General features: G+C 37.7%; 23 protein-coding genes. 15 read left to right on the forward strand and 8 right to left on the reverse strand.

What is annotated here, in order from left to right; translation table 11 throughout:
* Nucleotide 1: 1 nt before the first annotated feature.
* Nucleotides 2-1,402: a RagB/SusD family nutrient uptake outer membrane protein gene (locus ED312_RS08690; protein WP_240643065.1), complete on the forward strand. Its 1,401-nt coding sequence runs from the start codon at nucleotides 2-4 to the stop codon at nucleotides 1,400-1,402.
* 28 nt (nucleotides 1,403-1,430) lie between these two features.
* Nucleotides 1,431-2,825: a TlpA family protein disulfide reductase gene (locus ED312_RS08695; RefSeq protein WP_170164473.1), complete on the forward strand. Its 1,395-nt coding sequence runs from the start codon at nucleotides 1,431-1,433 to the stop codon at nucleotides 2,823-2,825.
* Between the two features lie 80 nt (nucleotides 2,826-2,905).
* Here ED312_RS08695 and ED312_RS08700 read toward each other — a convergent pair whose 3' ends face one another.
* The 3 genes from ED312_RS08700 to ED312_RS08710 all read right to left on the reverse strand — a co-directional run bounded on the left by ED312_RS08700 (nucleotide 2,906) and on the right by ED312_RS08710 (nucleotide 4,859).
* Nucleotides 2,906-3,160 carry a DUF6520 family protein gene (locus ED312_RS08700; protein ID WP_123215614.1) on the reverse strand — a complete coding sequence of 85 codons (255 nt, stop codon included), beginning with the start codon at nucleotides 3,158-3,160 and terminating at the stop codon, nucleotides 2,906-2,908.
* Between the two features lie 146 nt (nucleotides 3,161-3,306).
* The gene (locus ED312_RS08705; protein ID WP_123215615.1) at nucleotides 3,307-4,371 is read right to left on the reverse strand and encodes a hypothetical protein; all 1,065 of its coding nucleotides are present in this window, start codon (nucleotides 4,369-4,371) and stop codon (nucleotides 3,307-3,309) included.
* On the reverse strand, nucleotides 4,368-4,859 hold the full coding sequence (locus ED312_RS08710; protein ID WP_123215616.1) for a MauE/DoxX family redox-associated membrane protein: 492 nt from the start codon (nucleotides 4,857-4,859) through the stop codon (nucleotides 4,368-4,370). Before ED312_RS08710 ends, ED312_RS08705 begins: the two co-directional genes overlap by 4 nt.
* A gap of 579 nt (nucleotides 4,860-5,438) precedes the next feature.
* Between ED312_RS08710 and ED312_RS08715 the strand changes: the two genes are divergently transcribed.
* The 10 genes from ED312_RS08715 to ED312_RS08760 all read left to right on the forward strand — a co-directional run bounded on the left by ED312_RS08715 (nucleotide 5,439) and on the right by ED312_RS08760 (nucleotide 17,042).
* Nucleotides 5,439-5,831: a plasmid mobilization protein gene (locus tag ED312_RS08715; protein ID WP_240643066.1), complete on the forward strand. Its 393-nt coding sequence runs from the start codon at nucleotides 5,439-5,441 to the stop codon at nucleotides 5,829-5,831.
* Nucleotides 5,819-7,105, forward strand: coding sequence for a relaxase/mobilization nuclease domain-containing protein (locus ED312_RS08720; protein ID WP_123215618.1), 1,287 nt, complete (start codon nucleotides 5,819-5,821; stop codon nucleotides 7,103-7,105). Before ED312_RS08715 ends, ED312_RS08720 begins: the two co-directional genes overlap by 13 nt.
* 20 nt (nucleotides 7,106-7,125) lie before the next feature.
* Nucleotides 7,126-9,108, forward strand: coding sequence for a conjugal transfer protein MobC (gene mobC, locus ED312_RS08725; RefSeq protein ID WP_123215619.1), 1,983 nt, complete (start codon nucleotides 7,126-7,128; stop codon nucleotides 9,106-9,108).
* 271 nt (nucleotides 9,109-9,379) lie between these two features.
* Complete coding sequence (locus ED312_RS08730; protein ID WP_123215620.1) at nucleotides 9,380-9,982, forward strand: hypothetical protein; 603 nt, start codon at nucleotides 9,380-9,382, stop codon at nucleotides 9,980-9,982.
* A gap of 168 nt (nucleotides 9,983-10,150) precedes the next feature.
* Nucleotides 10,151-11,170 carry a nucleoid-associated protein gene (locus tag ED312_RS08735; RefSeq protein WP_123215621.1) on the forward strand — a complete coding sequence of 340 codons (1,020 nt, stop codon included), beginning with the start codon at nucleotides 10,151-10,153 and terminating at the stop codon, nucleotides 11,168-11,170.
* Complete coding sequence (locus tag ED312_RS08740; RefSeq protein ID WP_123215622.1) at nucleotides 11,170-12,438, forward strand: hypothetical protein; 1,269 nt, start codon at nucleotides 11,170-11,172, stop codon at nucleotides 12,436-12,438. Before ED312_RS08735 ends, ED312_RS08740 begins: the two co-directional genes overlap by 1 nt.
* Before the next feature lie 61 nt (nucleotides 12,439-12,499).
* A complete protein-coding gene (locus ED312_RS08745; protein ID WP_123215623.1) occupies nucleotides 12,500-13,831 on the forward strand; it encodes a DUF2314 domain-containing protein in 1,332 nt (443 codons plus the stop codon).
* Between the two features lie 25 nt (nucleotides 13,832-13,856).
* Complete coding sequence (locus tag ED312_RS08750; RefSeq protein WP_123215624.1) at nucleotides 13,857-14,285, forward strand: PH domain-containing protein; 429 nt, start codon at nucleotides 13,857-13,859, stop codon at nucleotides 14,283-14,285.
* A gap of 165 nt (nucleotides 14,286-14,450) precedes the next feature.
* Nucleotides 14,451-16,652: a S41 family peptidase gene (locus ED312_RS08755; RefSeq protein ID WP_123215625.1), complete on the forward strand. Its 2,202-nt coding sequence runs from the start codon at nucleotides 14,451-14,453 to the stop codon at nucleotides 16,650-16,652.
* Nucleotides 16,653-16,865: 213 nt separating this feature from the next.
* A complete protein-coding gene (locus tag ED312_RS08760) occupies nucleotides 16,866-17,042 on the forward strand; it encodes a histone H1 (protein ID WP_123215626.1) in 177 nt (58 codons plus the stop codon).
* 29 nt (nucleotides 17,043-17,071) lie between these two features.
* Here ED312_RS08760 and ED312_RS08765 read toward each other — a convergent pair whose 3' ends face one another.
* Nucleotides 17,072-18,292, reverse strand: a complete 1,221-nt coding sequence (locus ED312_RS08765) for an alpha/beta hydrolase-fold protein (RefSeq protein ID WP_123215627.1) — start codon at nucleotides 18,290-18,292, stop codon at nucleotides 17,072-17,074.
* 644 nt (nucleotides 18,293-18,936) lie between these two features.
* On the opposite strand from ED312_RS08765, the gene ED312_RS08770 reads away from it, so the two are divergent.
* From ED312_RS08770 to ED312_RS08780, 3 genes are read left to right on the forward strand one after another with little or no spacing between them, the layout of a single operon-like run.
* Nucleotides 18,937-20,013 (forward strand): DUF932 domain-containing protein, encoded by a 1,077-nt coding sequence (locus ED312_RS08770; protein WP_123215654.1) that lies wholly within the window; start codon nucleotides 18,937-18,939, stop codon nucleotides 20,011-20,013.
* A gap of 54 nt (nucleotides 20,014-20,067) precedes the next feature.
* Nucleotides 20,068-20,451 (forward strand): hypothetical protein, encoded by a 384-nt coding sequence (locus ED312_RS08775; protein WP_148044256.1) that lies wholly within the window; start codon nucleotides 20,068-20,070, stop codon nucleotides 20,449-20,451.
* A 10-nt stretch (nucleotides 20,452-20,461) separates the two neighbouring features.
* Entirely contained in the window at nucleotides 20,462-20,989 is a 528-nt protein-coding gene (locus tag ED312_RS08780; protein WP_148044257.1) for a hypothetical protein, read from the forward strand.
* Between the two features lie 124 nt (nucleotides 20,990-21,113).
* Here the strand turns inward: ED312_RS08780 and ED312_RS08785 are convergent, their stop codons facing one another.
* The 4 genes from ED312_RS08785 to ED312_RS08800 all read right to left on the reverse strand — a co-directional run bounded on the left by ED312_RS08785 (nucleotide 21,114) and on the right by ED312_RS08800 (nucleotide 23,750).
* A complete protein-coding gene (locus tag ED312_RS08785; RefSeq protein WP_123215630.1) occupies nucleotides 21,114-21,716 on the reverse strand; it encodes a hypothetical protein in 603 nt (200 codons plus the stop codon).
* 246 nt (nucleotides 21,717-21,962) lie between these two features.
* The gene (locus tag ED312_RS08790) at nucleotides 21,963-22,772 is read right to left on the reverse strand and encodes an ImmA/IrrE family metallo-endopeptidase (RefSeq protein WP_170164475.1); all 810 of its coding nucleotides are present in this window, start codon (nucleotides 22,770-22,772) and stop codon (nucleotides 21,963-21,965) included.
* Complete coding sequence (locus ED312_RS08795) at nucleotides 22,759-23,160, reverse strand: hypothetical protein (RefSeq protein ID WP_123215632.1); 402 nt, start codon at nucleotides 23,158-23,160, stop codon at nucleotides 22,759-22,761. Before ED312_RS08795 ends, ED312_RS08790 begins: the two co-directional genes overlap by 14 nt.
* A complete protein-coding gene (locus tag ED312_RS08800; RefSeq protein ID WP_123215633.1) occupies nucleotides 23,157-23,750 on the reverse strand; it encodes a hypothetical protein in 594 nt (197 codons plus the stop codon). Before ED312_RS08800 ends, ED312_RS08795 begins: the two co-directional genes overlap by 4 nt.
* Nucleotides 23,751-24,015: the final 265 nt, after the last annotated feature.

The following is a 24,015-nucleotide window of genomic DNA, read 5'->3' on the forward strand; positions in this document are numbered from 1 at the left end:
AATGATGAAAACACGATATAATTTCCCCGGAATTCTGGTAATAGTCATCGGCATACTATGTTTTTCTTGTGAAGATTTTGTAGAATTAGATCCACCCAATTCTCAAGTAGTTGCTGAAGTTGTTTTTGAAAGCGATGAACTTGCCGATGCAGCGGTGGAAGGAATTTTTCACAGGTTGTATCAACTCACGGGATTTGCCAGTGGAGGGATTTATTCTGTAACGATGTTAGGAGGTCTTTCTGCTGATGAATTTGACCTTCATAATACCATAGCTTATACGGATTTGCCTGATTTTTACCAAAACGAGATCAGTATAGCCAATCGAGCGAATTTAAATGTCTGGTCAAGTGGATACAATATTATCTATATGACGAACGCGGTTTTAGAAGGATTGAATAGTTCGTCAGGCGTTACTGCCGAAACCAAAAGGCAACTGGAAGGAGAGGTCAGATTTTTAAGGGCTTTTACCTATTTCTACTTAGTAAACCTGTTTGGAGATGTTCCGTTGATTACTCAAACCAATTATCAAGATAATGCTTTGACCATAAGGGTATCAAAAGATAAAATATATGAGCTTATTATTGAAGATTTGGAGAAAGCAAAAGGTTTATTAGATGTTGAATATCCGACTATGGAAAGAACCCGTCCCAACAGTTTGGCAGCTTCTTCCTTGTTGGCCAGGGTGAATTTATATCTTGAGAAGTGGGAAGAAGCTGAAAAGCTGGCCACCGAGGTCATAAGTGCAGCGGACTTATACAATTTATCGGAAAACCTAAGTGATGTTTTCCTGGTGAACAGTCGGGAAGCTATCTGGCAAATTGCTTCAGCAGGTTCCAGTTATACGTTTGAAGGAAATACTTTCATCTTAATTTCTGCAAATAGTTTTTTGAATCCCGTAATCTTAAGCAATTTGCTATTAGATACTTTTGAAGAGAATGATGCGCGTTTTGACCAATGGGTGGGAAGATTTGATGATGAAACAGATTCACTTTATTATGCTTATAAATATAAAATTCGTTTTCTCTCGGGTGCGGAACCCCCGGTAGAATATTCCATTGGTTTACGGTTGGCAGAACAGTATTTGATCCGTGCGGAGGCCAGGGGAAAGCAAGGCAATATTACCGGAGCACTACATGACCTGAATACTATTCGTAACCGGGCAGGTCTGGAAGACATATCAGGAATAACGGATCAGGAACTGATGGATGCCATTATGAAAGAAAGAAGGATAGAATTTTTTGCGGAATGGGGGCATCGTTGGTTAGACCTGAAACGAACAAATCGGGCAGATACCGTTATATCGTTAGCTAAGCCCGGTTGGCAATCCACAAATACTTTATACCCGATCCCGGAACAGGAATTAGAAAGAAATCCTAATCTCACCCAGAACGAAGGATATTAACAGCATGCTACACCAAATAATAAATGAAATGAAAACGATATATAAAATCATTATAGTGACGTTTTTAGTTGTTGGCTATACTTGTCATTTAAATGCTCAAAATTCGAATTATCCTGAAATAGGAAAGTCGGTTCCCGATTTTGTGTTGCGAGATATTGATAATTATTCACGAAAAAACATAAGTTCCGAAACCCTCAAAGGAAAATTCGTTATCCTTTATTTCTGGAGTAGGTTTTGTTCGAGTGCGGTCAGCAGTTTGCCTAAGGTAGACAAGTTATACAAGCAATTTAAAGACAGTGTTGATATTGTATTAGTAGGAGGAGAGTCTGCTGATGTTAACGATAAATACATGCTCCCGGGACAAAAAACGGGAATGGATAACCTTAAAATACTATATGACAGAATAAGGAAGAAAGAACATATGCGGATTCCAATTGCTTTTTCTCCCGAATTATTTCAGCGATTTATACCACCGGGAGAAGGGGTGCCGCATGTAATATGGATAGATAACAAAGGTGTCGTAAGAGCTGTTACTTCTTCAATCGATCCGGGAAAAATCCAGGCTTTTATAAAGAATAGATATTTCGAATTCAGAGATCATTCCTATGCAACTAAAAACATCAAAGGGAAGCATTCTTATGATAGACAAAAACCTTATTTGGTTGATGGAAATGGTGGAAAAAGCACGGATTTCCTATATAGGTCATTACTTTCCAAATATAAACTTGGAATGCCTGATATGCCTAATATCCCCTTAGGGATAGGCCTGGTATGTGATGATAACGGTTTTTATCCAAAAGGCAGGTTAGAAGGAATTTCCCGACTGTCCAGATTGTATAAATTAGCTTATTTAGGATATTGGCACCCCCGAGGAATGGCAGATACATCTGAAATAGATAAACATTATAACAGGGTATTGCTGGAAGTAAAGGATAGTACTCCATTTACATCCTATGATTTTGAAGATCGGAAACATATGTATTGTTATAGCCTGATCGTTCCACCGGGTAAAGCCACTCGCATGTATCTTATGGAAGTGATGCAGCGAGATCTTAAAAATTATTTTGGATATCACGCTAGCGTGGAATGGAGAAAATTACCTTATTGGAAAATTACGGCTACGGAACAAACCAAAAGAAAATTGAAGGCCAAAGGTGGAGTATACAGCTATCAGGGAGATAATTTTACAGTATTAGGATACCGTAATGTATCGGCAGACAAATATTTTTCATCCTTGTTGTATCTGGTTAAAACAAAGGAATTGCCTATTATCAATGAAACGGGTATCGAAGGAAATATCGATATAAAACGGACCGATGTCGCCTTATGGGATTTTGAGGATATAAAAAGGGTCTTGCAAAAGCAGGGATTTAGTATAAAAAAGGCAGAAAAAGAATTTAAAGTTGTGGTTATCTCTGATTAGTAATAGGTCGTCCCCTATAGTTAGTTTTTGAAGTATAGGGAACGGCCTTTACTTAACAATCATCATTCAACAATACTCTTCTATTGTTGAGATGGACGGTGAAGTTCTACAGAACATTCGGTTTCAGTTTCATTCCTGAGCTGATACACTTGTTGTTCCTGGAACTCACAGAGTTCTTCACCTTCACCACATTCTGCAGGGACGGATTGGCATATACCAGGTTGTTGGATAAATGTTCCTTCATCCTGAGTGTCAATGAGTCGTGCAGAAGCAAAAGAGACGGCGATAGTAAAAATAAATGCCATAGCCGGCAAAACAAAATTCATTTTTTTCATGACGTTTAAGTTTTAAAAGATTAATAATTAGATGACCTACTTTTTTCTACAGGTGTTCGGTACTTAACTTCCTGATCCTATCGCGATAAAATATTATAATAGTGAAACTGTATTAGAAGCTGATATATTTAAGTTATTGATCTGTTTTACTTTTTGTTGAATAGGTTTAAATGATTGTCATAGATGACTAAATAGTTATCATGTAATGCCATAAAGTACTTATCGGTAATTATAAAGTTTGATAGTTTGTGGTCTTTATAGGGATAGATGTAAAAACTCAGCTCATACTCCCGATTTTTTAAGTTGTATACATCAATCACAGAGGCTTCGGTAAAAATTTTCCTGGATTCATTTTTAGCCATGAGATTAGACATAACCAGAAGTTTATTTTCATATGTAGCCATTTTTCCGTTCACTAAAAATGGTGGAGCGGCCATTGTATTTGAATTTTTAGATGAAATCTCAGCGGTTTTTATTTTAGCTATGGTATTGGTATCTATAGTATTCTCTCTATACACCAGGTTGAGAGTGGAATCCATAACAATATATTGGTTACGATAGTAATAGAGGTATATTAATTTAGATATGTCCTGATTGTATTCTAACATACCGTCTGTGCAAAAAATACCGTCTATCTGCTTTTCCAACAACCCGGGAACAAGCTTGAAATAAGGATATTCGGCTGTCTCCTTACCTAAAACATACGATTTCGTTTTGCTGCTGATACTCCGCATTACAAAACTTTTTGGACCTATAGGAATTGCAGTACTGAAAAAGGCACTATCATACATAAACGGCTGGGCATGCCATTCTCCCAGGGTTCCTCGCAAAAGTCTTGGAGTTACTCCATCCGTGATATAAAAATAGGGGGGCAATATTTGGACTTTAGTGTTACGACGGAACTTTAGATTTTTCCCATTGGCTACCGTAAGTTGTATATGAGTAGTATCCAGGTCAGGAAGCCGAACCGAAAGGAGGTGAAGTGGAGCTGTTGTATTACTAAGATAAACCACATCATCATCATTCCCGGCAAAATAATAAGAGTTGAACTTGAGATCGATAGCTTTCGCCCGTGTTACGGGATGTGGGGGAAATAACCGGTAGAATCCATTATCCTTATGTGTTTTTTCTCTGGATATAGCAAACAAGACAACTACAACCGAAATACTGCATACTAGGCATAATGATATTTTAATAATAGGGCTTTTCACGATACTTCTATATTATCGTTAGGGAGTACTTCTGAAATTACAATAGGTGAAGAGGTTCCATGGTTGGTTGACTTTTCCAACAATAGAATACCGATCATGGCCAAAAAGACAAAGCCAATATTAAAAAACAGGTGTTCGGTCCATCCCATCTTTTCGAGGATGCCCCCACAGGAACAGGGGACAAAAGAACTATAATTAAGAACAATAAAAATATAGGCTGTAAACATGACCATCAGGCTTAACGAAGCATATAAAGCCAAAAGCCGAAGACGGGGGATGATAAACATAAAGGCTATAACTAGTTCTATGCCGGGAACTAACCATGAAATCCATCCCCCTATAGAAGTAAGCACAGGGGATTGCCCAACCTGTACCCTGAATTTCTCATAATCCAGAAGTTTGGTGCATGCCGCATAAACAAACAGGATGACGAATAAAAGGCAGATTATGCTCACAATATGTTGCTTATGGGGTTTAAACAACTTCATGACTTTTCCGATTTTGATGATTAATTCTGTGATAAAACAGGCACTTGGTTAAACCGAGTGTCTGGCAACTAGCTTACAATACAAGGCTAAATTACTTAAATACAGTAAAATAAGCGTTGGAAAAATTCGGGCATTACTTGGAAAAATTCGGGTTTTTTATAGAATACGCTCCATTTCGAAAAAAATAATAAAGCGAACAAGACAATTCTTATCAGACGTTGATAATTTCTGGTGCTAAAAATCTAACACTATAAAATTTCAAGCTATAGGAAAAATCGTTGGTTTTTGATATCTTTGTGGATACACTCATCTATAATGAATTGGCGTAGTCGGAATTTTATCTTTCAAGACTATCTGGTTCAATCTACACTCCACAGCTCAAAATAGATCATAAATAGGTCTGGATGGTATTCCAGCAGGGTACTCATTTTTGAAATCTTCTTTTAGAGGTGAGTATAGTCGTCTGGACATTATTGACAACAGCAAGATGAACGGTTGTGTCACAACCGATTTTTTGGGTCTTATGCCTCGGAACTTGGCGACCCTGCTGTTTAGGTTTGATAATGACGAAAGAAAGAGATGATGAAGAAGGAAAAAACAAATCGTACCCAATGGATTCATATCCGTTTGACCCCTGATGAATATCAAAAATTACAACAACGTTTTCAAAAGACTACCTGCCGGAAGTTCAGTGAATATATCCGCTATTGCCTTTTTGAAAAACAGGTTGTCACCAATTACCGTAATGCCTCCTTAGACAATGCTATGGAGGAAATAAGCCAGTTAAAAAACGAGCTTAACCATATCGGGATTAACTACAACCAGGCCGTTAAAAAACTACACTCCCTTTGGCGTATTGAAGATTTTAAAGTGTGGATCGAAAAGAATGAAAAGGATAAAATCAGCCTTTTCCAGAAGATCGAGGCCATTGACAAACACCTTCAAAAAATCGGGGAATTATGGTTGCAGTAATTAAGACAGGGCATTCCCTGCACCGAACTTTAAACTATAACGAAAACAAGGTCAAGGAGGGTTTGGCAAGGTGTATCGGGCAGGGCAATTATCCCCTGAATGTGGATAAAATGAGTTTTACTATGAAACTCAACCGGCTGTTAAAACGGGCAGAACTCAACCCTAACGTTAGCCGGAACAGCGTTCATATTTCCCTGAACTTCGATCCATCCGAACGGCTTTCCGATGAAAAGATGAAAATCATAGCCGACGCTTATATGGAGAAGATCGGTTTTGGAAAACAGCCGTACCTTATCTATCGCCATGAAGATGCAGGACACCCTCACCTCCACCTGGTGACGACCAATATAGAAGCGAACGGAAACCGGATTGGACTTCATCATTTGGGTATACGCAAGTCCGAACCGGCACGGAAAGCCATAGAAGAAGCCTTTGGTTTGATTAAGGCAGAACATCAGAAGCGATCGCTCTACCAGATAAAACCGGTATCCCCGCAAAAGGTCCAATACGGCAAATCCGCTACCAAAAGGGCCATCCAGAATGTATTGGAAAACATCCTTGACCAGTATAAATATACCAGTCTCCTACAGCTCAATGCTATTCTCCGCCAGTACAATATTAAGGCTGATCGAGGTAATGAAACCTCCCGGATGTACCGAAACAATGGATTGGTGTACCGGGTATTGGATGCCCAGGGAGATCCCATAGGCGTTCCCATTAAGGCCAGCCTCTTCTACAATAAGCCCACCTTAAAATCCCTGGAAAAGAAGTTTGCAGCCAATAAACAGAAAAAGACCAGGGACAAGCTCCGGTTAAAAAATACTATTGATAAACTTTTATCCGGGAAAGAAAATAGCTCCCTGGAAGAGTTTACAAAAACCTTAGACAAGCAGGGCATCCATACGGTTTTAAGACAAAACGAAGAAGGAAACATATATGGAATGACCTATGTGGACCATAGGACTGGATGCATCTTTAACGGCAGCGAATTGGGTAAACCCTATAGTGCCAAAGCCATCCAGGAAAGATTGGGATTAAGGGAGGTTTCCGGGCCGAATCTGCATTCCGCCCGGAAACCGGGGTTGGGGTTACAGCCGCAGCACACTGCGGCAGAAACCAAGGACACTTTCACTGATTCAGAACAATCTACATCCAAAGAATTTGAAAAACATACCGAAACCCTTTTGGATCACCTGCTCCAACCGGAACAGGTCCCGGATTACCTGCCTTACCACTTAAAAAAACACCGAAAAAAGAAGAAAAGGAAAAAATAATAACTATAAACACTACCGTCATGCAAACAGGAGAGAATGAACAGGCGCTGCGGAAGATTGTAGACATGACCCGGCTGATAAGTATCACCATTTTATGTATCCATTTTTATTATTACTGCTATTCGGGATTTAAAGAGTGGGAACTAACCACGGCCTTTACCGATAGGTTACTGAACAATATATACCAGACCGGTCTGTTTTCCCGGTTTTATACCTCCAAACTCTTTGCCCTTGGATTTTTAATGATCTCCCTTTTCGGGGCCAGGGGCAGAAAAAACGAAAAACTGCGCTATAAAACAGCCTTTACCTATATCCTGGCTGGCCTGACCTTGTATTTCCTCAGCCATATAGTGATATGGTTGGATATGGACATGACCATAGTAGCCACAATTTATATGGGAATCACTTCTATAGGCTTTCTATGTATCCTCTCTGGGGGTACGCTACTCTCCCGGATCATTAAAAGCCGGATCAACAACCAGGATATTTTTAACAAAGAGAACGAAACCTTTCCCCAGGAAGAACGCCTTCTGGAAAATGAATATTCCATCAACCTGCCAGCACAGTATAAGTTAAAAGATAAAATACGAAAGAGTTGGATCAATATCATCAATCCTTTTCGTGGACTGATGGTATTGGGAACACCGGGATCGGGTAAATCCTATTTTGTGATACGGCATGTGATTACCCAGCACATCAAAAAAGGGTTTTCTATGTTTGTGTATGATTTTAAATACGATGATCTTTCCAAAATAGCATACAATACCTGGCTTAAATATAAAGATCGGTATAAAGTACTTCCGAAATTTTTTGTGATTGATTTCGATAAGATCATGCACCGGTGTAATCCCTTGGAACCTTCTTCCATGAACGATATTACCGATGCCGCGGAATCCGCCCGGACCATCCTGTTGGGGTTAAACCGGGAATGGATCCGCAAACAGGGTGATTTTTTTGTGGAATCTCCTATCAATTTCCTTACGGCAATAATCTGGTACCTTAGAAAATACCAGGATGGAGAGTTCTGCACTTTACCTCATGTCATTGAACTCATGCAAGCTGATTACGATGAACTCTTTACGCTTCTCCGCACCGAAAAAGAGATCGAAGTTTTGATCAACCCCTTTGTCAATGCCTATCTCAACGATGTCATGGAACAACTCGAAGGGCAAATGGCTTCGGCTAAAATTGCGATGGCCCGGCTTTCTTCTCCTCAACTCTATTATGTGTTATCCGGGAATGATTTTACCCTCGACATCAATCACCCAGAAGAACCTAAAATTGTCTGTATGGGCAATAATCCCCAGAAAGTCCAGACGTATGGGGCTGTGCTGTCCCTTTACATTACCCGGCTGATTAAGCAGGTTAATAAAAAAGGAATGCTAAAATCCAGCCTGATCTTTGACGAGTTTCCTACCATTTATTTAAGTCATATGGATAGTTTGATTGCTACTGCAAGGAGTAACAAGGTTGCTACCTGCCTCGGTGTCCAGGATTTTAGTCAGCTACGAAAAGATTATGGAAGGGAACAGGCCGAGGTAATAATGAACATCGTAGGCAATATCATTAGCGGCCAGGTTCTCGGCGATACCGCTAAGCAACTCTCGGAACGTTTTGGTAAGATCATGCAGGACAGGGAAAGCCTGTCCATCAATAGCGGAGATACCTCTATTAGCAAATCCAAACAGTTAGAATTGGCGATCCCTCCATCCAAAATATCTTCCTTAAGTTCCGGGGAGTTTGTCGGGGTGGTTTCCGATAACCCAACTTCCAAAATAGACCTGAAAGCCTTTCACTCGGAGATACTCAATGACCATGAAGCCATTAAACAGGAAGAGGATAGCTATAAAGACATTGTCCCTGTCCGAAAGCTGGAGCAGGCTATGATACAGCAGAATTACCTTCAGATTAAGCAGGACATACAGGATATTATAGAATCGGAAATTGATCGATTGTTGAGTAACCCTTCTACAGTGCATTTGGTGATTCATAAAAATGCTTGATTTTTTCTGTTTTACGGAATGCCGTAAAATGGTTAATGAGTTATTTACTTTCTTTACGGCAATTAATGTTTTCAAGGGCTCTTCTTGATAATCAAAAGACAGAACAGGGAATCATAACCATGCTTATTCAGGTTGATTTTTCAAAAATTATAAAACGATGAATCCATGAAAATTCTTCTGGAATCCTGTAAATATTGATACCTTATGAAGCCAAAACCCCTAAGTGACTGAAATGGTTAATTGTATATATTTGTGTGTTGAAACAATAAAAATGGACGAAAAAATACGAGAATATATTGTTAATGCTTTTCCAATACAATGGGTTGAATACTCTGAAGAATTACGAGACGCATCCGAGCTAATATGGAATGAATCAAAGAACACTTGGGTTCATAATAATTTTCCGATTAGACAAAATAAACCAGGTCTTTCAAGAACATATTTTTTAAATATTGGATTTTCATTGGAAAATTTAATTAAGGGACTTTTAATCTCTGAAAATCCTGATTATCTCAAAAACGGCAAAATAAGTCCAGAGATTTCATCTGGACATAATCTCGAAAATTTAATCTCAAAAATAACCACATTAAATTTTGATGAAAAGGAAATGGATTTTTTAAAAATTCTAAGTAAGGCTATCCCTAACTGGAGTAGATATCCTATTCCCAAAAGATGGGAAACGGAAAATAATGAGAAAATAGTAAGCGAAGATATACGTAAACAATTTTTAGAAATGTGGAATAAAATTGGATTTAAGATATATGAACTTACCAAGGATGGATGGAACGGGCCTAATGGAGTTAAGCTTGACATCTGGAGAAGTTCATATTTTGAAGGAACATTAAATTTTGAGATACCAAATTCAAAAAAATAATAACTACTTAGACAGACTCTAACAATGGCTATAGATAATTAACTGTTCTTGCCTATTATGATAATTTTTGCAAAATTTTCAACTTAGTGTGCACTTACAAACTTAAATACTAATCCATACGACTACTCATAGTCCTGCCGTTATGCAATACTTTTAACCAATCTAACTATGGAGCTAAACAAGATAATTATTCATGAACTAAGTAAAACAAGTGGGTCAAATGAAACCGAATTAATACTTTCCGAAGAGTTAGTTGAGATTGACAATAACTCAATCGGCTTAGTTGATGCCCTAAATAAAAGTTACAATACTGACAGAGTTTTATATGCGGTTTTCGATAAATCGGAAGGAAAATATTTTCCCGAGAAGTTTGATGAATACAAAGATTCTGACCGAAGTGCAGCTGATTTTATAACATTTACAAGGAGTGTAATCGGAAATTTGGAGACTTTAATCCAACCTGTTACATTAGCTACGGGAGGATATTTTGTATTTGCAGAGTACACAAATAACGCAAATGATTTCTTTGGTGTATTCTTAATAAGAGATACGGAAGGGAAAACATTAAGTAAAACGGAAAATTCATTTTCAATAGACAGTGTAGAATATGTTGATACTTCAAATTTAGCAATGGCTTGTCGGATTAATCACGATAAGTATAATATTGACGAGGAGAATTATCTTTCATTAACTCAATTACGCCAACAAGAAATTTCCGAGTATTTTAAGAATTGGATTTCTATTGAACAAATAGAAAGTAGTAGTGAATATACAAAACAACTTTATGACATTATTACTCAAATAGAAAGACCTGTCAATCCTGAAACAAATGCTGAATATGAAATTGAAACCTTTAGAAACCTTGTCTATAATTATGCTTCAAGCAGCCCAAATAGAACAATAAATCTTAGAGATTTAAGCCAGCATTTCTATGAAGACCCAAATACAATCAGCAATTACGCCTTAGAAAATGATATACAGATAGATACAGAATTCAGATATAATACTCGACAACTTAAAAGGTTTATAAAGTTAGAAGTAAATCGGGATGGCATAAATTTTAAAATATCAAGAGGTGCGTTTGATGACAAAGTAAGATTTGACGATAATGACGAAAGCCTCGTGATAATTGAGTCTACAGCTTTTGCCAATGCTTTAAGAAACGAAATTAATAATCCTAACAATTAATGTTGGAGATTCAAAAAAATATCTATGATTTTATTGTAGCCTTAGACTATGAAATTAAGGCTGACAATCTTCATTTTTCTTATGATGCAAATCTTGAAGATTATCTCAAGAGAGCTGGTATAGAGTTCGAGAAGGTTAGAACTGAGGAAATAAATATAGACTATTCAAATCTTGGTTTTAAAGTTTTTGAAAATGCCAATGACTACCTAACTGAGGGTAATGTCAGGAAGGAGGGTAATATTTTGATTTTAAATTTCGATGAGACCACGATTAGCCGAATTGACAATAACAGCTATGTCGACTTTGAATTAAAAGAAAGCTTTTACTTTTTCTCAAACGCTAAAAACTATTTAGATTTTATTGATTTTTTAAAGGCCCAAGACCAAGAAACAGAAGATGCATTCCATTTTATTGATTATGCAAATGGAATAAATCGCAAAATTGTATTGACAAGTTTAACAGAAAAAAGCCGACTGATTTTAAAATATTATAAAGAAATCCCTAATTTTTCGAGTAAAATCGATTATTCTCGTAGTTTTAATCAGTTCAAAAATTGTTTTGCACAAGAAAATCAAAATCTACCAAAATTTTTAAAAAGTTCATTAATTAAATATGCTTCAAGATGTCAGTATAATGAAAGAACTAAATTAGTATTTGAGAATTTGTCAAGTATTGTTGATGATGCTAAAATGACGTTTGAAATCTTCATTAATAATCTCTCAATCGATAAAATAAGAAAAGATTACGACGATTATAAATCTCAATATTTCAACGAAGTTGCAGAAATTCTAAAAAAAATAACACAACAAATAATAGGATTTCCAGTAGTAATTGCTTCTACGTTATTTGCGATAGAAAAAGTAAAAGGAAACCCAATATTTCTATGGATTTTAGCTGGTGTAATTTTAATAACAACAGTTTACTTAATCTTACTGTTGAATATGAATTATAAGGATTTAGATTATGTTAAACACCTTTCAGATAGGGATTATGATTCTATAAAGGGGAATAATTTTTTTGTGAAATTCCCTGATGAGTTTGTAGTCTTCCAAAAAATTAAAAACAGAATTTCTACGAGAATTAGGAACCTGCTTATAGTTTGTGAATCTTATTTTTGGATTTTGGGTGTATCAAATACTATAATGATTTGCTTAATGTTGCACCATCTTGAAGTGCCAAATATGGGTATTGTATTTATTGGACTTGCCATCCTAACTATAATGATTATTACAAGAAACAAGATTTGGGATGAAAAAAGTGTTACATAATTTATAAGAGTAATAGTGAGGATAGTGTACTGACCGTATTAATGAAATCGAATATCCGTATATGAAAAACAAAATTACACTATTGGGAATAATTTTCTCGACTCTGATGTTCAGCTGTTCAAATAAGCAGAAAAAAGTTCCAAGCGGTAAACTCAATGAAACACAGGTATGGTTTGAATATGCAATTTATTATCCCGATGATTCTTCCATGAATAAATTGAAGGTCATTGAGTTAATTAAAAATAAGTATTCCGGTCTCGAAATCCTGGATTCCATTCCGGATACTAAGCATGTTCAAGGCGCTCAAATTGTAGTTAAGGAGATCAGGAAGGTCAAAAAAGATTTTCCACCGCCAGACCTGGATTATTTAAAATATTCCGGTCGGGGATTAAATAACCAACAAAAAGAAATCTTGCAGACATCCCGTTTTGCCATACTTCTTGATTTTTTATGCGTTGAGGATCAATTAATCTCAACAATGAAAAGTGCCAATGAATTGGTTGCTGCATTGACCTTAAATGAAAATGATATTATTTGGGATTCCGAGACCAGGGAGTGTTTTACAAAAGACTACTGGGTAGAGAATAGGCTGATTGAGAATAATTCCATAAATATTAGTAAGCACATTACCATACACCTGTATCCTAAAAATGATTATTGCAGGGCGATTACTTTAGGCATGTTAAAATTCGGATTGCCTGATATTTGCGTAGAGAATCTATCTTGTCAGGGGAACCAGGATATAGCAGGTTTAATAAACCTGACTGCACAAACACTTCTCGAAAGGAAATCAATAGAAAGGAAAGGAAAATTGCCAATTAATATAGACCTGCTGTCAAATCAGGAATTAAAAGCTGATTTGTTATCCTCTCTGGAAGATAATGCCGGGAAAAAAGTGGAACTAAATATCGTTCAGGGAACCTGGGAGGAAGGCGACCCCAAAAATAAAATAATCGAAATCGGGTTCTCGGAAAAAAATCCGCAGATAGAGCACGATCAACTGATGTCAAAAGTTTTTGGCGTTAAGGACGAAGTGACCTATTTGAACCATGATGAGGAAATTATGGCCGCAAGTCAAAGAGCAAAAAACAAAATTCCGGAATTGCATGATAAGTTTTCAAAAGGACTACCTCTCGGAACCCATTTGCTGATGAAGTTTCCATTTGAAAACTATGCAGGTGAAAGAGAATGGATGTGGGTAGAAATCGTTAAATGGGAGGGAGAAGAGATTAAAGGTCTTCTTCAGAATGACCCGGAAATAGTGAAAACGTTGAAATCAGGGCAGGAAGTAACTAAAAATATAGATGACATGTTTGACTATATACTTTATTTCCCTGATGGAACACAGGAAGGTAATGAAACAGGAGAAATTATATCGAAACAATATGAATAGGCAATCACCATAGATAAGCCGAAAAATGAAATTCAAAAGCAAAAAAGACAAACTATTTCATTTTCTGATCCTCGGGTCAAACGCATTCCTTGTTGGAATTACGGTTTTTGTCCTTATAACCGGAGAAGCAGAAAAACATGAATACTGGGAGCTGGTATTAATCCTTGGAGTCGTTGGGCTTTTATTTTGGATGTATTTCGGAACAAATTACGAATTATCGAAAGACGGATTGATGTACAGGTGTGGGCCCTTAAAGGGAAAAATAGGCATCGATCGCATCAGGGAAATTGTTAAAGGGAAAACGCTTTGGGTTGGATTTAAACCGGCGACATCGAGAAACGGACTTATTGTGAAATATGACAAATACAATAAAATCTATATTAGCCCTGAAACTAACGAATCATTCATTGAGAAAATTTTGGAGCTTAATAGTGATATAAAAATAACGGAATAGAATCCTGCTCTACATAGGAAAAACATAATATATCTTGAAGAAATTAAAAACTGCAAATCCCACAAAACGCTTAGAATAATATCCTGTTTCTTGATATTTAACAACTTTTTAGATGTCCTGTAGTAATTTTTTGTCTTTCTTTAAAGAAGGAAAATAAAACGTCTTATGAAAAAATACTACGTACTTCTTTTGCTTTTTATCCACTATGGTATCTACGCTCAAACTCAAGATCTGAATTTTAGCTTTGAGGAAATTGATGGAAAAACACCTGCGGGCTGGAGTCTTTCAGGAAAAGATGATTATGATGCTTCAGTTGACCATACAATTTCAAAGGACGGCAAAAATTCTGTGGTTATCGAGTATCATGGAGACAGCCCTAACTTTAAAGCATGGACCTATAGTATCCCAGCCAAATACCAAGGCAAAAAAATAAAGCTTACCGGTTATATCAAAACGGAAAATGTCACTGATGGCTACGCCGGATTATGGTTGCGGATTGATCCCCGGGTTGCATTTAACAATATGCAAGACAGAGGGGTTACTGGGACAACAGACTGGGAAAAACATACAATTACCCTGGACCTAAAACCGGATAAAGCACAAAAAATTGTTTTCGGAGGCTTATTGGTAGGAAAGGGTAAAATGTGGATAGATGATCTGCAAGTTACCATAGATGGAAAACCCATTCACGAAGCCCCATTAAAAGAATTATCAAAGGCTGAAAAGGATCGTGAATTTGATGAAGGGTCCAACATAAAATTCCCTGAACTCAACGATGAGGTGATTTCCAATCTCGATCTACTGGGAAAAATATGGGGATTTTTGAAATATTACCATCCCGAGATCAGTAAAGGAGATTATAACTGGGACTATGAATTATTCCGGGTATTACCCGGATTCCTCAATGTTTCCGATAACAAAGAAAGGGATCGTGTTTTACTCGAATGGATTGAAAAATATGGCACCGTCGAAGTTTGCAGTCGATGTAAAACAACCGCTGATGATGCTTTTTTAAAACCAGACCTGGATTGGATAAATAAGAGTACATTATCACCGGAATTAAAAAACAAACTTCATTATATCCGACAAAACCGGCATCAGGGAGCGCATTATTATATTGGCGGAGCGGGTAAAGTAGGTAACCCGGAATTTAAGCACGAGAATCCTTATTCGGAGATGCCTTACCCGGATGAAGGGTTTAGATTGCTGGCATTGTACCGGTACTGGAATATGATTCAATACTACTTTCCATATAAACATTTAATAGCCAAGAACTGGAATAATACGCTAAAGGAGTATATTCCCCGCTTTATCCATGCTGAAGATGAATTGGAATACGAATTGACCGCCCTTCAGATTATAGGAGACATACAGGATACCCATGCTAATATACGGCAGGGAGACAATGCCATTCAGGATTGGAAAGGTGCGTTTTATGCTCCCGTACAGGTAAAGTTTATAGAAAACAAATTAGTGGTTATCGACTACTATGACGACAGAATGAAAACAGTTGCCGGATTAGAAAAAGGTGATATAATTACCAAAATAAACGGGAAGCCTGTTGAGATTCTCGTTGAGGAAAAGAAACCGTATTATCCGGCTTCCAATTACCCCACGCAATTACGGAATATCGCCAGGGATATCCTGCGCTCAAAGAAAGACACATTACGCATAAATTATATAAGAAACAAAGAGGAATTGTCCAAAACCCTGCAGCTTTACCATAGGGACACTCTCCATATGGAATACTGGTATGCACGCGGTAAAAGCGATAAAAGTTATAAACCTTTAAATGGGAATGTTGGTTATATTACGTTGAAAAGTATAACAGATAAGGATATCAATGATATAAAAAAACAATTTAAGGAAGTCAAAGGGATCATTGTAGATATCCGGAATTACCCTAACACTTTTGTCCCGTTTAGCCTGGGTTCTTTCTTTACATCGCAGTTATCACCATTTGTAAAGTTTACTAAAGCTAATTTTGATAATCCGGGAGAATTTACCTTTACTTCCCCTCTTAAAATCCCACCCAAAGGAAAAAACTTTCAAGGGAAGGTGGTTGTTCTTGTTAATGAAGATTCCCAAAGCCAGTCGGAATATACGGCAATGGCATTCCGGGCAGGAGATAACGTAACCATTGTGGGTAGTACCACAGCCGGGGCCGATGGTAATATATCTGATATACATCTGCCTGGTGGACTAGTAACTTGTATCTCCGGTATTGGTGTATATTATCCGGATGGCACGGAAACCCAACAAGTGGGCATTGTACCGGATATTGAGGCTTTACCTACCATTAAAGGTGTAAAAGAAGGGAGAGATGAAGTCTTGGAAAAGGCCATCGAAATCATTAATAAGGATTGATTCAAAAAGGCAGTAGGGAATACAAAGATTATTGTAATACGCAGGGTCAAGTCAAAAGTAGTTATCTAAAAATATTATTGACGGTTTCTGTTACGTTTTAAAATTTTCTATTGATTTTGCTAGTAAACATTAAAATGAATATTAACAAAAGGAAGAGGGCCGATCCGCAATAAGACTAGGGGCTGAACGTTATTATTCGAAAATAAAAACAATATGAAAGATCTATTAAACAAAATCCAGACGGAAATCGAAACGTTTAACATAGATGCCAAATCACAAGTTGAAAGTGGTAATAAGGCGGCAGGTACAAGAGCCCGGAAAGCTTCCCTGAATGTCGAAAAACTGATGAAGGAATTCCGGAAAGCATCCTTGACAGAATCCAACAAATAAACTCAATAGGTTACCTTAAAAGGGTAACCTTATTTATTTTTTAACTCACGAATAGTTTTTGCAACAGATTCATTGCTAGGGTCCAACTCATATGATTTTTGATAATATTCCAATGCCTTTTTATTTTCTCCCGTTAATTTGTAGGCTTCCCCAAGAATTTCATATGTAATTGCGGAATCCGGATAATAAGAAAGGCTCATCTTTAAAAGTTTAAGAGCATTTTCCCTGTCTTTTCCACCGTAAAGCTTGTAGTAGGCCACATTATTTATCATATTCTCAGGAGGTAAAAAAGCTATTCCGAGATCATCAGATAATTTTTGATAATGATCTGCTATTTCTTCGGCAGATCTAAATTCAACGTCTTCTAAAACAAAATCTTTAAAAAGAAAATAAAGACCATGATACAAGCTTAAAATGGGTACGGTAATATGATTTTCTTGCTCAAAATATTCAAATTCACAATTTTTATAAGGCATCCCATTATTTTTGAGTAAAGCGTAGAAAAGTTCCTGGCTGGTTCGTGCCCGAGTAATAAAATGAGACCTTTCATAATTATCGGCTGTTGAAATATAAATTTTCTTGTTGACTATCTTTTTTATAATAGAGCTGTCTATTTTCTTTATAATATATTGATCATCCCACCAAAAACTTGGATCAATGGCTATATGGGCATTAAATGACCGCTCAGGAGAGAGAAAAGCATAAGTAGATAATTCTCCTCCCATGGAGTGTCCGACCAGTATTCTATATTTGTTGGTTCTATACTTTGAATCAATCTCCTTTAAAAGTTCCTGTTCCAGGAAATCGAGAAACTTTTCAGCTCCTCCAGTGGTTTTTTGCTTTTCATCGGTGTCCCCTACATAATTAATAAGAGAATGTGAAGGAGTAAAGTCCCTGTTTCTATCCGTGTTCGGCACGGCAACAACTATCATTTCAGGAATTTCCCCGTCATTGCTCAAATACTGTACGATGCCGGTTGCAGAATGAAAATGATAATCACCATCCAGCAATAGAATCACCGGATAGGTCTTGGAACTTTTGGCATACGAGTCGGGAAGATAAAGCTGGTACGTCCTGTCTTCTCTCAATATATTAGACACTATGGTATGCTTAGTCCCTATAATAATGTTATCACTTTCCTGTCCGGACACCGAAAAAACAATCAAAATAGTCCACAAGTAAAAAAAGTTTCTGATGAGTATTTTTATCTTATTCAATGCTATTTCAAAATGATTACGACAATTCTTCATCACTTAAATTAATATCAACAATTAACTATAACATGGTGAAGATAAGCAATAATGAGTAAAATAAGATTTCGGATTCCTTTAAGTTTGTGAGGTTGGGTTATAATCTTATTTCGAAGAGAAAACATTATAAGGTTGAGATTAGCATGACATCTCCCCTTTCGGGGTCGGGCTTTCCGTTCCAATCTTTTCCCCTTGGGAAAAGGATTTCCTCTCCTATCCCTGATGCGGTCCTTCAGGTTCCATAAGATTTCCATACCGCAGCTTCCTTTTCACATCTCGGTAAATTTTATCCGATTCATTTTTATCCTACAAACCTGCCGACATACCCTAAAAGAAAGAAAACGAAAGAAAGAATTTTTTTCAAAAAAGGACAAAAAGGCCAGCTAAAGTAGCGGGAAAACGGTAGCTGCGTGCGCATAATGGCCCCGCTCCTGCCTCGCAGGGCCACCTTTCGGGACTTATAGCACTCCGCTACCACCCTCCCGCTTAGGGCTGGCTTTCTTTTTGTCCTTTTCCGAAAAAAAATAATGCGGTGGGCAGCAGTGGGAATAAGGTGGGATCGTACAGGATAAAACAGCCAAAGGATGGGAGGGAAATAGCGAAAAATGTAAGTGTAATCAATGTTAAACATAAATTTTTCAATCATGGGACACAACTTGAATTTCAACAGGCAGACCGGGAAGTATTCCTTTTTTAGTGTGCAACAACCCGCATGGCACGGCCTGGGGCAGGTCGTAGAAGAACACCCGAGTAGTAGCGAGGCGATCAAACATGCCGGATTGGACTACGAGGTCGTAAAATCCCCGCTGTTTACCCGTGGGGAAGGGCTTTCTGTAACTGGGGATGGGGAAGTCACCGAAGGAAACGGCATTGTTGTTCCGGATCATTTTGCCACCCTGCGTACCGATACCAATCAGGTATTGGGGGTAGTCGGTAAGGATTATCAGATCGTACAGAACAGCGATGCCTTTTCCTTTTTCGATGCGATTGTAGGGGGAGGGGACGGTATCCTTTACGAAACTGCCGGGGCGCTCGGTGCGGGAGGGGAACGCATTTTTATTACTGCTAAACTTCCCGGTTATATCCGGGTAGGTAATGGGGATGATGTGACCTCAAAATATATTTTCCTCACGACTTCACACGATGGATCGGGGAGCATTACCGCAGCATTTACGCCCCTTAGAATCTGCTGCCAGAACACCCTTAACGCGGCGCTAAAAAACAAGACCAGTGTCGTCCGTATCCGCCATACGGCCAATGCCAAACAGCGATTGGAACAGGCCCACCAAGTCATGGGACTGGCCGATAAATTCAGCAGCGAACTGGAGGGCATTTTTAACCGGTGGGCCAACGTGCGTATTAAAGATGAGGAAGTAAAAAAACTCATCCGTATGGCCATGTGCCCAAACAAGGAAACATGGGAAGCCCTTAAAAAAGGGGACGAAGACAGCCTGTCCACCTTGTTTAAAAATACCACCGATGACGCCTTTTCCTATGCCATGATGAGCGACACCCAACAACTGGAAACCACCAAGGGAACTGTCTTTGGAGCCTACAATGCGGTGACTGGCTACTACCAAAACGTCCGCAATTTCAAAAGTGACGACGATAAGGTAAAATCCATCCTCTTGGGCGGGACTGCCCAAAGCCGGGGACAAAAAGCCTTTGACCTCTGTGCCGCCTTTGAACAGTTCGGGGCGGATGCCTTTAACATGAATTAATCTCAATCCGGGGGTGGCTGTCCTTTCACGGATAGCCGCCCCTTTAAAACTATAATGATGAAAACATTAGAAAACATGAATAATGTAGAAAGAGCCTATTTGCTTGCCGGATTGTTCCCGGAAGAATTGCCGGGAATACTCACAGACATCCGGCAGCGTGCAGCCTACCTGAAAGAACACGAAGGTGACATCCGTAAAGAATGGGACAACGGGTTAATTACCGTAGATTTTTGGTATGACCTCGCCAAACGGGTATTGCAGGTCATTGAGAAATACGAAAGTAGGCTACTTGAAAGTCGTAGGCTGTTTGCTGACCAGCTTTTTGACGGGTATAACGCCCTGTTTACCATTGACTGTATCGCCAAGTACGCCGACAAGGGTAACGGGAGTTCCCGCTTCCAACTGGCGGTAAAAATGCTGTTTGAGTATCACCCTTAAAACCAAAGCCATGTATATCATTGATAAAAACGGAAAGCAGATTACAGTTACTGACTTAAAGGCAGCTATTGCGCAAGCAAAAGCCTTTAAGAACTACCGCCACGAAAATCCCGGTTTTGCCGAACTGGACAATATGCTCAGGGAATACTGGACAGACCTGTATAAAAAACTGCTCCGGTTACAACAGGCACAGGAAAATGCCCAAAGACTTAAAGCAGGGGAACAGGATACTGTACAGACCTATACCCTGAAAAGTAAAACGGAAAACCCCGATTTACAGGTGACCATTAAAGACCTGATCCCTATACCCCACACCCGGAAATACCATTACCGGGAACTGCTAAACCTGACCAATTATTCCCGTTACGAGCCGGACTGGCAAACACCAATGAGCAAGGAACATGATATGTTATATGCCCTCTATGGGGAATATAAAGGGGATTTCTTTAAGGTCAGGGATACCAGGCTGATCGTTATTCCAGGCACCTATCTGTACCCTACCCTGCTCACGGAGGAAGATATTAAAAGAATGGGATAATCTTAAAATATATCTGAAGGGAAGGCTCTTCTGGTCTGACTAATTCACTTTGTGTACCTGTCGATACATCCCTCCAATAGGATTAAGGTAGTGTAGATTACCCGACATAGTTTCAAGTTAAAATTTACTTTAGTCCTATTTGTTTAACAAAATGTATGTGTTTCTGAATTCTTTTCTGACGTCTTTTTGTGACTGCATCCAACTCCATTTTAAGTTTTTCTACAGGATTCCAGTCATTATAGCTTTTCTTTTTGATACCGTATTTTATAGATAGTTCTTCTGATAACTTGTAGGCTGCCACCCCCCATTGGCTATACCAAAATTTACGTTCATTAAACAAATCTTCAAAGTCAGGTGGATCTGCAATACTCTCGGCAGATTTGATTATTCTATCAGCGCCCTCAATATCCGAGGGTAATGAAAGTATTTTATACATTAATTCATGCTCGATGCTCTTCCAATCTACATCCTCTGGAAAAATGGGGGCGCCAGGAATTTTTACTTGTGGCTCTAAATACCCTTCTGGTGTGCGCTGTCCGAAGGATAATCCATCGTCACCAATTACGTCAGCACAATCTTCAACAAATTTATCAAGAATACATACTACACGAATCGCAAGATATTTAGCATTCCTTTTAGTAGCCTGCATATTGGTCCAATACGTTTGGAACCAAGAAATAGCAGAGCCTACCAATACTCCTATTAGACCAAAAATTGCTTCTGTCATTTTACACTCTTCTATAAATTTTACCCCTGTTATTTAAATTAATAATAGACTCGAAGGAAGAATCCATTTCGCAATAGTAGAAAAAGCCATAAATCTTGTTTTTTGGTATTTTTAATCCACGGATAATTAATAAGTTATGTCTTAAGCGGCTAAAATTGTCATCTTCGGCCAACTTTGCAAATAAATTGAAGCCTTTCCTACATTGGGGTAGCACACCATATCGGTAAAAAAGGGAACCGCAAAAAATTATTCTTCCCATACAACACTTAAAACAGAATTATAAGTACTGGAAATAATACAATATTCAAAAAAATTAAAATCATTATCATCTTCCCAATCCTTTAATTCAAACCATGTAGATTTCCATATTTGTTGTTTAGAAAATTGCTTCGGATATATTTTCCCTTTCTCAAAAAATTCCATTGCAACAGAATCTTCCGGAGGCTCAAGTTTAGTCCTATCGATTATGTAGTGGGGATAGCCCTCTGGCCATTTCCAATAGCTCACACTTTTATTATGGGAATGAAAAAGACAAATGGGATGATCTCCTAATTCGAAATATTTAAACGTAATCGAAGTAATACTAACTTTAAAGAATGTTGCCAATTCTTTTAATAAGTCAGGGCTAAACTTTTTACCCTTCTGTTTTTCATGAAATAAGTGACTGGGAATTAGCAATTCAGAAGCAAATTGATTCGCCTCATATTCTATTTTCCCATTTTTGGCTTGCTTTTCCTTATTATTAAACCAAGATGTTGTTGCTTCATTATCATTATGAACATCAAGTCCTTTATGAAGAATTAAATGTCCGATTTCATGGGCCAATGTAAATCTCTTTTTTTCCTCAAACTCAATATTTTCATTGATCTCTATGATAGTGTGTTTTTGGCCGGAAATAATTCTTCCATCAGAATTCAATAAAGGTTTTTCGACAACAGTTGCTCCCAAACCATGAGCAAAAAGATCCAAAGGAAAATCCAGCAAACTTTCAAAACCGTAAGTGTTGAGTAAGTTTCTGGCAGCTGCGGAACCTTTATTGAATCTATGATTGTTCATTATCCAGTTCATCCATTAAGTCAACCAAATTTTTACCCTTGATAATCTCTTTAATTTCATCCTCAGTGAGCTTATCCAAATTTCTGAATTGTACAGACATTTGTTTTGCCTCAATTAAATTCTTGAGAGTTGCTATGGGTTTTTCGATATTTTTATGGATTGCATCTTGGAATCTTTCAATAATCTTTTGTAATAGTTCTTGATTATACTGCTTGGTCATTAAAGCGTTATGAGTGAATTTCAGACGTTTGACAAACCTTTCTATCTCGACACTTTCTTTGTCAAGGTCTACCCCGTCTTCTCTCAAAGAATTTTTAATTAATTCTATATCGGTGTTTAAGTAAAACTCTGTAATTCCTTTGTCAATATGCTTTTTTAGATCGCTCATAGTGTCTTTTTTAGTTTCCTCCTTCTATTCTTTAATCTTTTAGTTGCATTATATACTTCAGCAGTGCTTACTTCTAATAACTCCGCTATTTCACCAGATTTGTATATATCGTCACACCAGCATTCAAAAATTAAGATTTCGAGTGTGCTGGCCCCGGAATTTTCTAGTAATTCTAAAAAGTGTTTTTTCTGATTGTCATAGTCTATAAGGTTAAATGCATCGTCCCGATGGCCTATTTCTTCTGCATAGACAGGCAAATCAAGAATATAAGACTCGTCAATTTCATCATCTTCAACTTTTTCAGGAGCTTTTCTTTTTTGCTTTTTAAAATAGTTGCTGACATCACTTTTAAGTACCCCAAACAAAAATTCTTCAAAGGAATATTCTTTGCTGTCCCAATTCCTTATTCCACTCAAGGCTTTGTCAAAAACACCAAAAACAAAATCAAGCAACTCCTCTCCTTCAAAATTGTCGTTTTTTTTGCCAAGTTTATGCTGGGCGTAAAGTCGCATACGTAATATTAATTCCTCCATTTCCTGATTACTATACTGCGTCAGCAAATGGGCTACTTCTTCGTTTGGATCATTCATATTACCTCCTTTCTAAATAGTATAATGCTCTTTTTTTGAGAAAAATTTCCAATCAAGGGCAAAAAAAATGAAAACAAGAGCATAGTATTTATAGATAGTGTAAAATAAGAAATAATGAGTGAAACTCCACAGCTCTGAATGGAGATAATTTAAAAAGCAGAAAAATGGCTACAAACCCGCCAAAAGACAATTCAAGAAAAGGGGCTGTAAAACAAAGGTCCCAGGTATTTAATCCGAAAACCAAACATTGGATTAAAAGAGATTC

The sequence above is a fragment of the Sinomicrobium pectinilyticum genome (assembly GCF_003725735.1).
Classification (GTDB): Bacteria; Bacteroidota; Bacteroidia; order Flavobacteriales; family Flavobacteriaceae; genus Sinomicrobium; species Sinomicrobium pectinilyticum.

What these genes read in the sequence shown, in the direction of transcription:
- ED312_RS08690 (WP_240643065.1), top strand. Translation starts at nt 2, where the DNA reads ATGATGAAAACACGATATAATTTCCCCGGAATTCTGGTAATAGTCATC.
- ED312_RS08695 (WP_170164473.1), top strand. Translation starts at nt 1,431, where the DNA reads ATGAAAACGATATATAAAATCATTATAGTGACGTTTTTAGTTGTTGGC.
- ED312_RS08700 (WP_123215614.1), bottom strand. Translation starts at nt 3,160, where the DNA reads ATGAAAAAAATGAATTTTGTTTTGCCGGCTATGGCATTTATTTTTACT.
- ED312_RS08710 (WP_123215616.1), bottom strand. Translation starts at nt 4,859, where the DNA reads ATGAAGTTGTTTAAACCCCATAAGCAACATATTGTGAGCATAATCTGC.
- ED312_RS08715 (WP_240643066.1), top strand. Translation starts at nt 5,439, where the DNA reads ATGATGAAGAAGGAAAAAACAAATCGTACCCAATGGATTCATATCCGT.
- ED312_RS08720 (WP_123215618.1), top strand. Translation starts at nt 5,819, where the DNA reads ATGGTTGCAGTAATTAAGACAGGGCATTCCCTGCACCGAACTTTAAAC.
- mobC (WP_123215619.1), top strand. Translation starts at nt 7,126, where the DNA reads ATGCAAACAGGAGAGAATGAACAGGCGCTGCGGAAGATTGTAGACATG.
- ED312_RS08730 (WP_123215620.1), top strand. Translation starts at nt 9,380, where the DNA reads ATGGACGAAAAAATACGAGAATATATTGTTAATGCTTTTCCAATACAA.
- ED312_RS08735 (WP_123215621.1), top strand. Translation starts at nt 10,151, where the DNA reads ATGGAGCTAAACAAGATAATTATTCATGAACTAAGTAAAACAAGTGGG.
- ED312_RS08740 (WP_123215622.1), top strand. Translation starts at nt 11,170, where the DNA reads ATGTTGGAGATTCAAAAAAATATCTATGATTTTATTGTAGCCTTAGAC.
- ED312_RS08745 (WP_123215623.1), top strand. Translation starts at nt 12,500, where the DNA reads ATGAAAAACAAAATTACACTATTGGGAATAATTTTCTCGACTCTGATG.
- ED312_RS08750 (WP_123215624.1), top strand. Translation starts at nt 13,857, where the DNA reads ATGAAATTCAAAAGCAAAAAAGACAAACTATTTCATTTTCTGATCCTC.
- ED312_RS08755 (WP_123215625.1), top strand. Translation starts at nt 14,451, where the DNA reads ATGAAAAAATACTACGTACTTCTTTTGCTTTTTATCCACTATGGTATC.
- ED312_RS08760 (WP_123215626.1), top strand. Translation starts at nt 16,866, where the DNA reads ATGAAAGATCTATTAAACAAAATCCAGACGGAAATCGAAACGTTTAAC.
- ED312_RS08765 (WP_123215627.1), bottom strand. Translation starts at nt 18,292, where the DNA reads ATGAAGAATTGTCGTAATCATTTTGAAATAGCATTGAATAAGATAAAA.
- ED312_RS08770 (WP_123215654.1), top strand. Translation starts at nt 18,937, where the DNA reads ATGGGACACAACTTGAATTTCAACAGGCAGACCGGGAAGTATTCCTTT.
- ED312_RS08775 (WP_148044256.1), top strand. Translation starts at nt 20,068, where the DNA reads ATGATGAAAACATTAGAAAACATGAATAATGTAGAAAGAGCCTATTTG.
- ED312_RS08780 (WP_148044257.1), top strand. Translation starts at nt 20,462, where the DNA reads ATGTATATCATTGATAAAAACGGAAAGCAGATTACAGTTACTGACTTA.
- ED312_RS08785 (WP_123215630.1), bottom strand. Translation starts at nt 21,716, where the DNA reads ATGACAGAAGCAATTTTTGGTCTAATAGGAGTATTGGTAGGCTCTGCT.
- ED312_RS08790 (WP_170164475.1), bottom strand. Translation starts at nt 22,772, where the DNA reads ATGAACAATCATAGATTCAATAAAGGTTCCGCAGCTGCCAGAAACTTA.
- ED312_RS08795 (WP_123215632.1), bottom strand. Translation starts at nt 23,160, where the DNA reads ATGAGCGATCTAAAAAAGCATATTGACAAAGGAATTACAGAGTTTTAC.
- ED312_RS08800 (WP_123215633.1), bottom strand. Translation starts at nt 23,750, where the DNA reads ATGAATGATCCAAACGAAGAAGTAGCCCATTTGCTGACGCAGTATAGT.